At 69.8% G+C, this 12,870-nt stretch carries 14 protein-coding genes; 9 read left to right on the top strand and 5 right to left on the bottom strand.

The window, feature by feature from the left end:
- Nucleotides 1-164: 164 nt before the first annotated feature.
- Both ABD346_RS04130 and ABD346_RS04135 read left to right on the top strand, forming a co-directional pair.
- Nucleotides 165-1,613, top strand: a complete 1,449-nt coding sequence (locus ABD346_RS04130) for an APC family permease (protein ID WP_344371595.1) — start codon at nt 165-167, stop codon at nt 1,611-1,613.
- A gap of 124 nt (nt 1,614-1,737) precedes the next feature.
- Complete coding sequence (locus tag ABD346_RS04135; RefSeq protein WP_344371596.1) at nt 1,738-2,478, top strand: gamma-glutamyl-gamma-aminobutyrate hydrolase family protein; 741 nt, start codon at nt 1,738-1,740, stop codon at nt 2,476-2,478.
- A gap of 124 nt (nt 2,479-2,602) precedes the next feature.
- Here the strand turns inward: ABD346_RS04135 and ABD346_RS04140 are convergent, their stop codons facing one another.
- Both ABD346_RS04140 and ABD346_RS04145 read right to left on the bottom strand, forming a co-directional pair.
- Nucleotides 2,603-3,184: a MarR family winged helix-turn-helix transcriptional regulator gene (locus tag ABD346_RS04140; protein ID WP_344371598.1), complete on the bottom strand. Its 582-nt coding sequence runs from the start codon at nt 3,182-3,184 to the stop codon at nt 2,603-2,605.
- A 137-nt stretch (nt 3,185-3,321) separates the two neighbouring features.
- A complete protein-coding gene (locus ABD346_RS04145) occupies nt 3,322-3,612 on the bottom strand; it encodes a hypothetical protein (RefSeq protein WP_189962442.1) in 291 nt (96 codons plus the stop codon).
- Between the two features lie 424 nt (nt 3,613-4,036).
- On the opposite strand from ABD346_RS04145, the gene ABD346_RS04150 reads away from it, so the two are divergent.
- Together ABD346_RS04150 and ABD346_RS04155 are read left to right on the top strand one after the other, a co-directional pair.
- The gene (locus tag ABD346_RS04150) at nt 4,037-4,387 is read left to right on the top strand and encodes a hypothetical protein (RefSeq protein ID WP_344371601.1); all 351 of its coding nucleotides are present in this window, start codon (nt 4,037-4,039) and stop codon (nt 4,385-4,387) included.
- Nucleotides 4,388-4,448: 61 nt separating this feature from the next.
- Nucleotides 4,449-4,892 (top strand): DUF6294 family protein, encoded by a 444-nt coding sequence (locus ABD346_RS04155; RefSeq protein ID WP_344371603.1) that lies wholly within the window; start codon nt 4,449-4,451, stop codon nt 4,890-4,892.
- A gap of 109 nt (nt 4,893-5,001) precedes the next feature.
- Here the strand turns inward: ABD346_RS04155 and ABD346_RS04160 are convergent, their stop codons facing one another.
- A complete protein-coding gene (locus ABD346_RS04160) occupies nt 5,002-5,382 on the bottom strand; it encodes a peptidase inhibitor family I36 protein (protein WP_344371605.1) in 381 nt (126 codons plus the stop codon).
- 385 nt (nt 5,383-5,767) lie between these two features.
- Here ABD346_RS04160 and ABD346_RS04165 point away from each other — a divergent pair, with 385 nt between their 5' ends.
- The 5 genes from ABD346_RS04165 (at nt 5,768) to ABD346_RS04185 (ending at nt 9,876) form a co-directional block, all read left to right on the top strand.
- The gene (locus tag ABD346_RS04165) at nt 5,768-6,361 is read left to right on the top strand and encodes a hypothetical protein (protein WP_344371607.1); all 594 of its coding nucleotides are present in this window, start codon (nt 5,768-5,770) and stop codon (nt 6,359-6,361) included.
- Complete coding sequence (locus tag ABD346_RS04170; RefSeq protein ID WP_344371610.1) at nt 6,318-7,139, top strand: class F sortase; 822 nt, start codon at nt 6,318-6,320, stop codon at nt 7,137-7,139. Before ABD346_RS04165 ends, ABD346_RS04170 begins: the two co-directional genes overlap by 44 nt.
- 210 nt (nt 7,140-7,349) lie before the next feature.
- A complete protein-coding gene (locus ABD346_RS04175; protein ID WP_344371611.1) occupies nt 7,350-8,252 on the top strand; it encodes a carbohydrate-binding protein in 903 nt (300 codons plus the stop codon).
- Nucleotides 8,253-8,317: 65 nt separating this feature from the next.
- Nucleotides 8,318-9,400, top strand: a complete 1,083-nt coding sequence (locus tag ABD346_RS04180; protein WP_344371613.1) for an NAD(P)H-dependent amine dehydrogenase family protein — start codon at nt 8,318-8,320, stop codon at nt 9,398-9,400.
- The gene (locus ABD346_RS04185; protein WP_344371615.1) at nt 9,397-9,876 is read left to right on the top strand and encodes a carboxymuconolactone decarboxylase family protein; all 480 of its coding nucleotides are present in this window, start codon (nt 9,397-9,399) and stop codon (nt 9,874-9,876) included. The genes ABD346_RS04180 and ABD346_RS04185 overlap by 4 nt, the downstream gene beginning before the upstream one ends.
- Nucleotides 9,877-9,947: 71 nt before the next feature.
- On the opposite strand, the gene ABD346_RS04190 is transcribed toward ABD346_RS04185, so the two are convergent.
- Together ABD346_RS04190 and ABD346_RS04195 are read right to left on the bottom strand one after the other, a co-directional pair.
- On the bottom strand, nt 9,948-11,591 hold the full coding sequence (locus ABD346_RS04190; protein ID WP_344371617.1) for a GMC oxidoreductase: 1,644 nt from the start codon (nt 11,589-11,591) through the stop codon (nt 9,948-9,950).
- A gap of 91 nt (nt 11,592-11,682) precedes the next feature.
- Entirely contained in the window at nt 11,683-12,789 is a 1,107-nt protein-coding gene (locus tag ABD346_RS04195) for a hypothetical protein (protein WP_344371618.1), read from the bottom strand.
- Between the last annotated feature and the right edge of the window lie 81 nt (nt 12,790-12,870).

Consider the following 12,870-nt stretch of genomic DNA (forward strand, 5'->3'; position numbering starts at 1 on the left):
GGCGCCCCCATACGGGCACCGCACCGGGCATGCCACGGGGACGCCCGGCGCGGTGCTGCACCACGTGGAGTCCGTATCCAAACCCCGCCCGGGCCTGCGACGCCCGACGGGTCCGGACACAGGCTCTCCCCCACCCGCAGACCGAGCCCTGACAGGTGATCCGCTTGGACGGCAGGACGGCCGCAAGACAACCCACTGAGCAGGACTCCTCCGCCGCCGGACGGCTCAAGCCGAACGCGCTCGGCGTCCTCGGCATCCTCTTCCTGGTCCTGTCGGCACAGGCGCCGCTGACCGGCATCGCGGGCGCGGTCCCGCTCTCCGTCGGCCTGGGCGACGGGCCCGGTGTGCCCGCCGCGTACGTGGCCGCGGGCGCGGTGATCCTGCTGTTCTCCGTCGGCTTCGTCGCGATGGCCCGCCATGTGGTCGGCGCGGGGGCCTTCTACACGTACATCGGCCGGGGCCTCGGCCGGACGTCCGGCGCGGGGAGCGCGGCCGTGGCGCTGTTCGCGTACTGCACCATCCAGGCCGCGATGTACGGCCTGTACGGAGCGACCGTGAGCGGGATCGTCAAGGAGCACACCGGGGCCGAACTTCCGTGGTGGGCATGGGCGTTGGCCACCATGGCCGTCGTGCAGGTGCTCGGCGCGACCGGCATCGAGATGGGAGCCAGGGTCCTCGCGGTGTTCGTCTTCGCGGAGATGAGCGTGCTGCTCGCCTTCGGCCTGGTGACGCTGTTCCGGGGCGGCGGACCGGAGGGGCTCGGCTTCGCGCACAGCTTCTCGCCGGGCGCGGCACTCAAGGGCGCTCCGGGGGTGGCTTTGATGTTCGCGGTGGCGTCGATGTTCGGCTTCGAAGCGACCGCGATCTACGGCGAGGAGGCACGCGATCCGCACCGCACCGTGCCGCGGGCCACCTATATGTCGATCGTCGTGGTCACCGCCTTCTTCGCCTTCACCTCGTGGATGGTGGTTTCGTCGTACGGCGCTTCCGGCGCGGCCGGGGCGGCGGGCAAGGCGCTGGCGGGCGGTGACGGTTCGGCGTTCGTCTTCGCACCGATCGCGGGGAGGTTCGGCGGCTGGGCCAACGACGTCCTGCCGGTCCTGCTCGCCACCTCCCTGTTCGCGGGGATGCTCGCCTTCCACAACTCCGCGAACCGCTATCTGTTCTCGCTCAGCAGGGAAGGCCTGCTTCCGCGCGGCCTGCGCACGCTGAACCGGCGGCACTCCCCCTGGGTGGCGGGCAGCGTGCAGACGACGATCGCCGTCCTGCTCGTCATGCCGTTCGCACTGGCCGGCAAGGACCCGGTGCTCACCCTGTTCTCCTGGTTCAGCGGGGTGGCAGTGCTCGCGATGATGCTGCTGTACTTCCTGACCTCGGTGTCGGTGGTCGTCTTCTTCCGCCGCGAGCGGCTCGACACCCGGCCCTGGAACACGGTGATCGCCCCGATCCTGGGCGCGCTCGGCCTGGCGGGCGCCATCTGGCTGATCCTGGCCAACCTGACGACCCTCATCGGCGGCGACCGAGCCACGGCGACATGGCTCGCGCTGGCCGTGCCAGGGACTCTGGCGCTGGGGGCGGGGGCGGCGCGGCTCATTCGTGGCAGGGCGGGGTGAATGCCGCGATGCGGCCGGGGGGCGCGGCTTTCGGCCCGTCCAACGCCCCGGAGCGGCATGCGATGAGCCTCGCCGGGGGCCCGGGGGCCGCGATGCCGGTCCTGTTCGTCCGGGGCAGAACGCCGTGAGCCGCTTCGCCGAGCGCCGTCCGCTGGTCGCGATCCCGGCTCGCTTCGCGGCCTCCACCTCGGCGCTGCGGTACGCGGCCGAGGTCAACGCCCGTGCGCTGATCGAGGCGGTGTGGCGGGCGGGCGGCGAGCCGGTCACCCTGCATCCCCACGCGCCGGGTGGACGGGCGGATCCGGCCGAGGTGGGCGCCCGGCTCGCCCGCTTCGACGGCGTCCTACTGCCCGGGGGTGGCGACATCGCCCCGGTACGGTACGCCGCCGAGCCCCATGCCGGCGTGTACGACATCGATGCCGAGCAGGACGGCTTCGACCTCGAAGTCACGTACCGCGCCTTGGAGTTGGGACTACCACTCCTTGCGGTCTGCCGGGGCCTGCAGGTCGTCAACGTCGCGCTGGGCGGCACGCTGGACCAGGACATGGGCGGGGCTGCGGGCTCCCATCGGCACTACGTGCACCGGGTGGCCGTCCGGCCCGGCACGCTTCTCGCGCGGGCGGCGGGCGCGACGAAGGTGACCGCGTCCTGCTATCACCACCAGCGGGTCGATCGTCTCGGCGCGGGCCTGACGGTCACCGCGCGTGCGGCGGACGACACGGTGGAGGGGCTTGAACTCCCGGCCCACCGGAGTTGGTTCGTTGCGGTGCAGTGGCATCCGGAGGATACGGCGCGGGGGGATGCGGCGCAGCGGGGGGTGTTCGCGACGTTCGTGCGAGCGGCAGCCCGAGTGACGGAGGTTTGACCCCGGGCAGCTTGCGCACCCACCCGCCCATTGCGCGGGGTTGGATACCCCGGCCCCTGGGACCCCGAGGCAGAGGGGCCGGAGCAGAGCCACGGCACCCCTCCCCCCCGGCGGGCCGAGTCGCTCAGGCCCCCGGCCGCTTGGCGCGCCGCCCGCTGCGCCGCGGCGCCGGGTCCGCCCCGCCCAGAAGCTCGCGCCTGCGCCCCTCTCCCCGCTCCTCGACCTGCAGCACAACCCGACGCAGCCCGTCCGCGACACTGCGGCACTCCGCATCGTCCAACTGCCCGGTGACAAAGGCCTCTTCCTCGTTGAAGCGCGGGAACAGGCTCTGCATCAGGGCCTCCCCCTCACCGGTGAGGCTCAGCAGCACGAGCCTGCCGTCGGTCGGATGCCCGGCCCGCTCCACCAGGCCCCGCGCCTCCAGCGTGCGAGCGACCCCGGTGAGCGTGCCCTTGGAGATGCCCGCCTCCTCCGCGACGTGCCGGGTCTCCGACTCGCCCCAGATCCACACCACCCAGAGCACGACGAACGCGGTCCACGTCAGATCGCAGCCGCGCAGCACGGAGTTCTCCAGATGCTGGCGGACCGCCGAGGCAGCTCGGTAGATGTTGGCCACCACGGCCATCTGGTCATGGCGGATCGGCGCACCACCGAGCTTCGCCTGCGCCAGCTGCTCTGCTTCGGTGATGGATCGCCGGCCGGGCACGGGCCACACCCCTTCGACGCCGCGGGGGCGGCATGGTTCGAGGACATCGTTCGGACTCAAATTGTACGAACGCGGCGCGCAAGCCGTCCCGCCCGTGGACATGACGGGTTCCGCACCCCCTCGCCCCTGTTCCCCGGTCAGCCGAACCGCACGCTCAGCGGCAGCCGTACGCCGAAGCTCAGGGTCTGCCCCGGCTGTGCCGCATCGAGGAATTGATTCGGATCGCATTCCGCGTCTTCGTACAAAATGGCGGTGCTGTTCGTTCCGTTGTGGACACTCAGTGCCTCGCCGCTGAGGATGAAGCAGAAATGGTCGGGCGGATTGTCGATCGTGGTGAATCCCCCGGTGTCCGCACGCTGATAGCTGAAGCTTCCGGTGGCGGCCTGAGCATCGGTGCAGAGCCCGGCCATCGCGGTGAACAGCGACATCGCCGCACCCACGACCAGAACCGACCTGGTCACCCTCGTGCCCGTGAGCACCCGCCTGAATGCACGAATGGGTACACGGATGAGTTCACCACTGGATACACGGCTGGGCACACGACTGATTGCGCGACTGCGTACACGCATCTGCGACCTCTCCCTCCCTCGCCCAACTCTCCCTGTGGCTGGGCCACTTGAGCGTGCTGCCCAGGCACGGGAACAGAAAGCGACTCACACCCGCCTTCACCCGGACGGCGCAGCGCACACCCTCGCCGTACAGGCGCGGGCGGGCGCCCGGAACGCCGGTACACGCCCATTCGAGCGGTTGTCAGCGGCATTTTTCCTGCGGAACCATCGAGGGACCCAGAGGGGGGTGCCTATGCACTGGCGAGTTACGCCACAGAAAACCCTGCGGAAAGCAGCGCAGAATGTGACGCCCAAACGGCGCGCGACTCCCATTCGGTGGCTGGGAACGGTAGTTGGTGCGACGCTGCTCCTGGTCGCCCTGGTGCCGTCCAGCGCCCAGGCGGCCGACGGACAGTTCCCGTACATCCGATTCGACACCGGAACACGCGACGCGCTCGCCAATCCGCCGAACGGTTTCTGCCTACAGCTGCCCGGCGGTGCGGCCCACGCGGGCAACGACACCGATGCCACCGCGTTCGTCTACGCGGACACCGGCTGCCAGCAACTCCTCGCGATCGTGGGCGTCGGAGGGACATGGGACGAGACCGGCCCGCCGCCGCTGCCCGCCCGCAGCGTGGGATTCGGTTCCGGCTAGCCCGTTGCCCGGTCAGGCGATCAAGTACTCCGCGTCACCTTCACAGCAAGGGAGTTCCACCATGAACGTTCTGCGGCGGGCGAGCAGAGTCCTCGTGTCCGCAGCCGCCATCGGTGCCACCGTCCTCGTCCTGAACCCCGCGACGGCTTCGGCCGATTCCCATGGGAGCGCGGTCCGTTCGGGAGTGGCGGCCGACTACAAGTGGTTCACCTGGGGCGACCTGAACGTCGGTGACTGCCACCAGACGGGCGGGCACCTTCAGCTCTACTCCGACGGCAAACTCACGTTCAGCGCCACGACCTGGACGACCTTCACCCTCAGCGGCGACATCTGGCACTCTCGGTTCAAGCTGAACAACGGGTCGGGCCAGACGCTGTACACCACCGGCACGTACAACAGCCCGACCATGTGGCCGAGCAAGCACCACGACTACACGGTGCAGGGCACCTTCGAACCCAGCGTCTACCACGCCATCGCGAGGGTCGTCCAGCACTCCGAGTGCTGAGAACCACAACTGGAACAAGCGGCGGCGCTGCGCTTCGCAGAGCACAGCGCCGCTTCTTCATGTGCTGGGCGCGGGATGCGCCGACGCGTCGACTGACGCCTGGGCGGGCCTACTGGGGCTTGAAGGAGCGGATCTGGTAGCTGCCCTGGAGGTTGCCGCCCTGGCCAGCCTGGGTGGATCCGACGCGCGCGTGGTAGTTGGTCTGCGTGTAGTACTGGACGCGGTGCCCTGTCTTGTTCCATCCGGACTGCACGTTCTGTCCCTTCTGGATGAAGGAGCAGTTGTCCGCCGTGTTGGCCAGGCTGGACTGCGACCACTGACAACGGGTGCCCGAACCGTTCCAGCCGCTGTAGATGCAGAAGTATCCGGGTGAGCAGTTGTAGGCCGCCGCCTGTGCGGGCGCGGTGGGGGCCGCGGTCGCCGTGGGTACGACGCCCAGCGCGGCGGCCAGCGCCATGGAGGCGACGGCGAACGAGTGGATACGACGCATAGGAGCAACTCCTCTTTCTCGTCGGCGGCCCGGGCGGCCACACCTCGTGGGCCGGCCGTTCAGGACCGCGTGGACGCGGGGAGGCCGGGCCGAACGGTGGCGCCGCTGGGCCCGCCCCGCGAAAACACCGCCCAGTATTTCGTCGCCCCCACCGCGCCATCAGGGCATTTCTCGCCGACCGGGCAGGGCTGGGAGCACGGCGGCGCACGCTCAGGTCGTGCGCCGGGGTCCACCCCGTGCGCCCCGTGGCCTGCCGTGTTGGGACGGACGGGTGATTTCCGGCGGATCGCGCGGCGCGGCGCTGGTGCAGCGCCGCGCGGGCGTGAGAGGGAATCAGGCAGAGCTCCGATTTATATGACAATCACCCAAATCAGAGGAACTGCGCATGCCAGCAGCACTCCATGGCTCCACCCGCCCACGTACGCGGGCCGCCGCCGTCGCGGCACTCACTCTCGCGGGAACCGCCCTGGCCGGCACATCGGCTGCTCTCGCCGCCCCCGGCGACAACGGCGATGTCAAGATCCACGCGATGGGGACGCTCTTCACCGACCCGAGCAACAACCCGAGGGTCTGCGGCTTCTACCTGGACGGCTTCAACTTCGACACCGTCCAGGGCGTCACCTGGAACATCAGCCCCCAGCCCGCAAGGGCCGGCGGTGCCACCCTCACCGGCACCCTGCGACTCGCGGGCGGCACCGGATACACCACACCTCTGACTCTGCCCGACGGACAGTACAAGCTCGTCTGGAACATCGCCGGCAACGGCGCGAGCAAGCAGAAGGTCTTCACGGTCGACTGCAAGCCGGGCTCCCCCAAGGCCGGCGCCCCGCTCGGCGGGGTGCCCGCGGGCGGTGGCGGTCTCGCCGAGACTTCGGGCGCGCCGCAGGCGGGAGCCGCGGCAGGCCTGGGGCTGGTCTCGGTCGCCGGTGTGCTCTATGTCCGCCGACTCCGCCGCCGCCGCTCCGATGGCTCAGCGTAGAAGCGCCCCCATCGCCCGGCACCGGACGCGCGCCTACCGCCTGACGAGGACGGCGGCCCTGGCCCTGTCCCTGGTGGTGGGCGGCGTCTGGGTGGCTCACCACGGCGAGCCCGCCCCATCGGCCGGCGACGGGCCGCGGTTCGCCAAGGCGGCGGCCGGCCCGGCGGGCGACAGCCGGGGGCCGGCGTCCCCGCGCCCGGCATCCCCGCGCCCGGTGGAGCAGCATCCGGTGGCGCAGCATCCCGTAGCCCCGCGTCCGGTGACGCCGCCGCATCCGCTGCCGCCCTCCCCTGCGGTCTCGCTGGCGGTTCCGTACCTCGGAATCAAGGCTCCGGTCGTCGCCCTGGGCCTCGACGCGCACCAGCGTCTCGCCACCCCGCCCGAGGACGACCCGAAGGTGGTCGGCTGGTACAAGGGCGGGCCGTCGCCCGGCGAGTTGGGCACTGCCGTCGCGGTAGGACATCTCGACACCAGGGTCGGAGCCGCCGTCTTCGCCGGACTCAAAATGCTGCGCCCGGGCCGGCTGATCGAGGCCCGCCGCGCCGACGGCAAGATCGCCGTGTACACGGTGGACCGCATCAAGACGTACGCGAAGGCGCGCTTCCCCGACAAGGAGGTGTACGGCCCGACGGGCCGCCCCGAGCTGCGCCTCATCACCTGCGCCGGCCGGTTCAAGGCGAAGACGGGGTACGAGAGCAACCTCGTCGTCTTCGCCCACCTCACCGACATCCGCACCACCCCCACGCGCCCACCGGAGCCGCAGCACAGCAAGCACTGAACACCCGAAGCGCCGGCCGTCCCAACTCCCGGCCGAAAAGCACCCCTTGGGGCGCCGGTGACACTCCGTGGCTATTGACACTCCTGTCAATGACATGGACATTACTAGTCGCTCATCCGGCTCCCCCGCCGCCCCACCCAAGCGGCCGGGAGCCGTGCTCCACCCCCCACCCTCGTCACATCCATGACGCACGGTCCTGGAGGAGCCACCATGAGACGACACAGAACCGCCCTGGCCGCAGCCCTGCTCACCGCCGCCGCAGGACTCGCCTCGACGCAGAGCGCCCACCCCGCCCCCGCGCACCCCGCCACCACGCCCTCCCCGAACGCCCCCCATCGCGGGACGGTGGCCGGGGCCCGCACGCCGGACCACAACCCGGCGCGGGACCGCGCCGTAGCGGCCCTCAAGAAGGGGCGCGGCACCGCGTTCCGTGCGAACCAGGCAGAGCCCACCCACAATTGGTGGGGCGTGTTCCCCCAGCCGGGCACCCACGACGGCATCACCGCGACCCACACCGTCGACCCGGGCTATCACGTGAGCGACGCCGACAACTTCACCTACGCACCCACCACCAAGGCGCAGAACTCCTGCATGGAGGTGGTCACCGCCTACTGGAACAGCGGCGACGAGATATGGGCCTGGGACTGGTGCGGGGCGGGCGGCCCGGCCAAGACGGTCGCCGTCGACGCGGACTTCAAGGCGAAGTACACCCAGCCGTCCGGCGGCGAACTCGCCTACAGCGTCCAGCTGGTGCGGGATCCCGGCTCCGGCAACAGCTGGTCGTCGTACCTCTACAACTACCGTTCCGCGCAATGGGAGTTGCTGTACCGCCAGTCCGGTCGGGACCAGAGCGGACTCGACCACGGCTGGGACATGTTCGAGATCTACGCGAGCGTGAACCCCTCGACCGGCACGGGCTACTACTGCACCGAGGCGCGCAACACCGTCTTCGACAGCAGCGCGATAGAGCTCCGCCACAACGGCACGTGGAAGCCCGCGAGCCCGTCCGACTCGCCCTGGACCGACGAGAATCCGTCCGGCCAGGACTTCCTGTGCCCGCGGCTGAACTTCATCCAGGCAGGCACCGACGACCACTGGACCGTACGCCAGTAGAGGCAGCCCCATCTTTTCCGGGCACGGCACTAGGAACCTCAGGGCCGTCTCGCTACCCTCCGCGCATGATTTCCACGGTTGTCTGGGGTACCGGCAATGTCGGCCGTGCGGCGATACGTGCCGTGGAGGCCCATCCGGCACTGGAGCTCGCGGCCGTCCTGGTCCACGACCGAGCCAAGGTCGGCCGCGACGCGTCTCAACTCGCCGGAATCGACGGACCGTTGGGCATTGCCGCGACCGACGACATCGAGGCCGTCCTCGCCGGGCACCCGCGGGCCGTCGTGTACGCGGCATCCGGCGACATCCGGCCCGACGAGGCCCTCGCCGACGTCACCCGCGCGATGCGGGCGGGCGCCGTGGTGGTCACCCCCGCGCTGTATCCGCTCTACGACCATCGCAGCGCCCCGCCGGAGTTCCGGGACCCGGTGCTCGCCGCCGTCGCGGAGGGCTGCGGGTCCCTGTTCGTCTCCGGCGTCGACCCGGGCTGGGGCAACGACGTGCTGCCCCTGCTGATCAGTGGGCTCGGCAGCACTGTGGACGCGATCCGCTGCCAGGAGATCTTCGACTACTCCACGTACGACCAGGAGGAGTCGGTCCGCGACCTGATCGGCATGGGGCACCCGATGGAGTACGAGCCCCTGATGCTCGCGCCGTCCATCCCCACCATGGTGTGGGGCGGTCAACTCCGTTTGATGGCAAGGGCGTTGGGCGTCGAGCTCGACGACATACGCGAGACCATGGACCGGCGCGCGCTGGATGCCACGGTGAGCACCCGCACGATGGGCACCTTCGAGGCAGGCACACAGGGTGCCGTGCGGTTCGAGGTGCAGGGCATCGTCGGGGGCGAGCCGCGCATCGTCATCGAGCACGTCACCCGCATCCACCCCTCCTGCGCCCCGGACTGGCCGGTCCCGCCCGACGGCGGCGACGGGGCGCACCGGGTCGTCGTCGAGGGGCGCCCGCGCATCGAGGTCACCGTCGAGGCGTGCGACGAGGGCGAGAACCGGTCCGCGGGCGGCAACGCCACCGCGGTCGGCCGCCTGGTCAACGCCATCGACTGGCTGGTGGCCGCGGATCCCGGCCTCTATGACGCGCTCGACGTCCCGCTGCGCCCGGCAGTCGGCAGACTCGGAAGGAAGCAACGATGAGGATCGACATCCCCGAGGGCCAGGAGCCGATCGGGTACGTGTGGGGCGACATGGTCCCCGGCATCGGCATGGCCGCCGCGAACTTCTCCCTGTCCGTCTACTCCCATACGACCCTGGGGCTGCGGGAGTTCGAGGCCGCGCGACTGCGGATCGCGCAGATCAACGGCTGCCGGTTCTGCCTGGACTGGCGGACCGACCGGGACGGCGAGAAGGTCGAGGAGACGTTCGCCGACGCGGTCACCGAGTGGCGCACCACCGATGCCTTCGACGACCGTACGCGGCTCGCCGCCGAGTACGCCGAGCGGTACGCGCTCGACCACCACGGCCTCGACGAGGACTTCTGGGCGCGGATGACCGCGCACTACAGCCAGGTCGAGATCGTGGAGCTGAGCATGAGCATCGGCTCGTGGCTGGCGTTCGGCCGGCTCAACCACGTGCTGGGCCTCGACTCGGTGTGCGTGCTGCCGACCCACTGAAAGGACGCACTCGGAAGAAGACACACTGAAAGGGGCCGTCCGGCGTCCCGGGCGGCCCCGCGTTCGCGCCGTCACGTGAGATCGGCGGCGATGATCTTCTCGATGTTCCGTTCGGCGAGCGCCGTGATGGTGACGAACGGATTGACGCTGGTGTTGCCCGGGATCAGCGAGCCGTCGATGACGTAGAGGCCCGGATAGCCGTACAGGCGACCGTAGTTGTCGGTGGCCTTGTTCAGGACCGCACCGCCCAGCGGGTGGTAGGTGAGGGTGTCGTTCCAGATCTTGTACACACCGAACAGGTCGGTGCGGTAGATCGTCCCCTCCGTCGCATTGATCTTGTCGAAGATCGTCTTGGCCATGTCGATGGACGCCTGCTTCCAGGCGGTCTGCCAGTCCAGGTCGACCCGCCCCGCCGCGGGGTTCCAGGAGAACGTGCCGCGGTTGGGGTTCTTGGTGATCGACAGGTAGAACGAGGCGTACGTCTCGATGCCGGTGGGCAGCGGCGCGACCTCGGCGAACGCACCGCCCGCGTTCCAGTTGTCGATGCCGCCGCACGGGATGGACGCCTGAACCTTGCCGGTGGGGTCCCACAGGTAGTTGGCGCGGCCGCACATGACGTTGCCGTTGTCGCCCCAGCCGCGGCCGATCTCGCCGTTGAGGTTGGGCAGCGCGCCGGTGGCCTTGAGTTTGACGAGGAGTTTGCTGGTACCGACGCTGCCGGCCGCGAAGAACACCTTGGCCGAGGTGACGGTCTTGGTGGCGGTGACATCGCCGCTGGTGTTGAGCTGCTCGATGACGACGGTGTAGCCGCCGGAGCCCGGGGAGACCGAAGTGACCCTGTGCAGCGGGGAGATGGTGACCCTGCCGGTCGACTTGGCCTGCGCCAGATAGGTCTTCTGGAGCGACTTCTTGCCGTAGTTGTTGCCGTACAGGATCTCGCCCGCGACGGCCGACTTGGGAACGGTGCCGGCCGCTTCCTGCTTCATGTAGTCCCAGTCGTACACATCGGGCACGAACTCGAAGGGGAAGCCGGAGCGCTGCGCCTGTTTGCGGCCGACGCGGGCGAACTGGTAGCAGTCCACGGTGTCGAACCAGGCCGGGTCGATGAGTCCGGACCCGAGCCCGGCGTTGGCGCGCGGGTAGTAGGTGTTGTACATCTCGTCGGGGTTGACGGACGGGAGGATGGCTCCGAAGTTCTCGCGCTTGGGCGTGACCGCCATGCCGCCGTTGACCAGCGAACCGCCGCCGACGCCGCGGCCCTGGTAGACGGTGATGCCGCTGAAGTCCTCGGCGTCCAGGATCCCGGTGTAGCGGGGGATGTCCTTGTCGATCGGGATGCCGAAGAAGTTGCTCAGCGGCTGCTTGGTCTTGGTGCGCAGCCAGTACGAGCGGTAGTCCGGCGCGGTCGTGTTGCAGAAGATCTTGCCGTCCGAGCCGGGGGTGTCCCAGGCCATCCCCATCTCGATCATCTGCACGTCGACGCCCGCCTGGGCGAGCCGCAGTGCCGCGACCGAGCCGCCGTATCCGGTGCCGATCACGAGCACCGGGACATGGGCGCCGTCTCCGATCGGGGCGGCCTGGGCCGCGGTCGCCGCATGCGCCGCAGTTCCGTGACCGACCAGCGCAGCGGCCCCGAGAATAGAACCCGTTCCAGCGATGAATCTTCGCCGCGAAACACCCTGGGAACCTGAAGGTTGCATGGTAGTGTCACTCATGTGACATTCCTCACTCTCGATGGAGTGAGAACAGGTTCTACTGGCGCTTGCGTGATAAGTCACTAGATACCTGGAGGTAACTTCTGGCTCATTACGCACTCTTGAACGGGGGTGCGGGCGCCGGTTTCCGGTTGATCGGAGTCACCGGGGTGCGGATGGCGACCGGGGTGCGGCGCGGCCCGGACCACGGCGCGGGCACGGCGTCGATGTCCCGCGCGATCCGCATGGCAAGCGCCTCGTAGTTGACCCGCCACCCCCGGAAGTGCGGCCATGCCTCCTCGGCGCCGCGCTCGGCGGGATAGCCCTGTTCCTGCATGCGCGCCACCCCGACCAGGAAGTCCTCGTACGTCAGGACCAGCGGGCCGTCCGGGTGGGGATCGGGGTCGTACGGGATGCCCTGGAGGTCGGCGATGTCGCGGAGGCAGACGAATCCCGCGCGCAGCGCCATCCGTACGTCGGCCTGTGGCTGGGACGGGTTGAAGGCGAGCTGAAGGGCGGCCGCGTCCATCACCGCAAGGAGGGCGATCAGCCAGTTGCGGGTCGCCTTCGGGGAGCGGAAGTGGATGAGCACCGGGTAGGTGGTGTGACTCTCCCCCACCTCGGCGCTCCAGCGTTCCCATCCGGCGAACAGTTCGCCGATGCTGTTCACCAACTCGACCTGCGCGTACCGGGCGAGGATCTCGGGTCCCCAGGGCGGGCTGCCGGCGCGCGCCTGGAGCAGGGTGACCTCGGTTTCACGGCGCTGGTAAGCGGCGTACAGGGTGGGCAGATAGCCGATCTGGAGGCCGATGACGATGGGCCCGGTGGCCGCTGCGCAGAAGTCGATCGCATTCAGGCTGGCCCGGTTGCCGGCGGCGAAACCGAGGGTGAAGAGCGAGGAGCCGGACTCGGTCATCGACTCCCGCAGGCCGAGCCCGCTCACCGCCGCTTCGAGCAGCCCGTAGCCGATCATGAAGAAGAGCAGCCATCCCATCAGGGTGACCACGATGGACAGCGGCGCGACCGGCGCGAGCACCCGGTCCTTGGCCTCGGCCCCGCGCAACAGGTCGGCCACCCGTTGGAAGGGCCAGCGCACCGCCTGCTGGACGGTCCGGGTGAAGCTGGATCGGGTCGGCCGGGGAATCACCAGGGTGCGCAGCACCGAGGAGAAGATCCCGAGCACGAGGACGGCGCCGAGCACGCCGAACACTGCTCTCACCTGGAGGTTGTTCCTTTCCGGTACGCCGGGCGGCGGCTGCCCTCGCCCGGCCACAGGAAGGTTACGTCGCCCCGGAGCGGG

This window comes from Streptomyces mauvecolor, from assembly GCF_039532965.1.
GTDB classification, from domain to species: domain Bacteria; phylum Actinomycetota; class Actinomycetes; order Streptomycetales; family Streptomycetaceae; genus Streptomyces; species Streptomyces violascens.

Excerpts from the sequence above, each read along its gene's own strand:
- ABD346_RS04145 (WP_189962442.1), bottom strand. The coding sequence starts at position 3,612 with ATGTCGCTGTTCACCGCGATGGCCGGGCTCTGCACCGATGCTCAGGCC.
- ABD346_RS04155 (WP_344371603.1), top strand. The coding sequence starts at position 4,449 with ATGAACGTTCTGCGGCGGGCGAGCAGAGTCCTCGTGTCCGCAGCCGCC.
- ABD346_RS04160 (WP_344371605.1), bottom strand. The coding sequence starts at position 5,382 with ATGCGTCGTATCCACTCGTTCGCCGTCGCCTCCATGGCGCTGGCCGCC.
- ABD346_RS04165 (WP_344371607.1), top strand. The coding sequence starts at position 5,768 with ATGCCAGCAGCACTCCATGGCTCCACCCGCCCACGTACGCGGGCCGCC.
- ABD346_RS04170 (WP_344371610.1), top strand. The coding sequence starts at position 6,318 with ATGTCCGCCGACTCCGCCGCCGCCGCTCCGATGGCTCAGCGTAGAAGC.
- ABD346_RS04175 (WP_344371611.1), top strand. The coding sequence starts at position 7,350 with ATGAGACGACACAGAACCGCCCTGGCCGCAGCCCTGCTCACCGCCGCC.
- ABD346_RS04180 (WP_344371613.1), top strand. The coding sequence starts at position 8,318 with ATGATTTCCACGGTTGTCTGGGGTACCGGCAATGTCGGCCGTGCGGCG.
- ABD346_RS04185 (WP_344371615.1), top strand. The coding sequence starts at position 9,397 with ATGAGGATCGACATCCCCGAGGGCCAGGAGCCGATCGGGTACGTGTGG.
- ABD346_RS04190 (WP_344371617.1), bottom strand. The coding sequence starts at position 11,591 with ATGAGTGACACTACCATGCAACCTTCAGGTTCCCAGGGTGTTTCGCGG.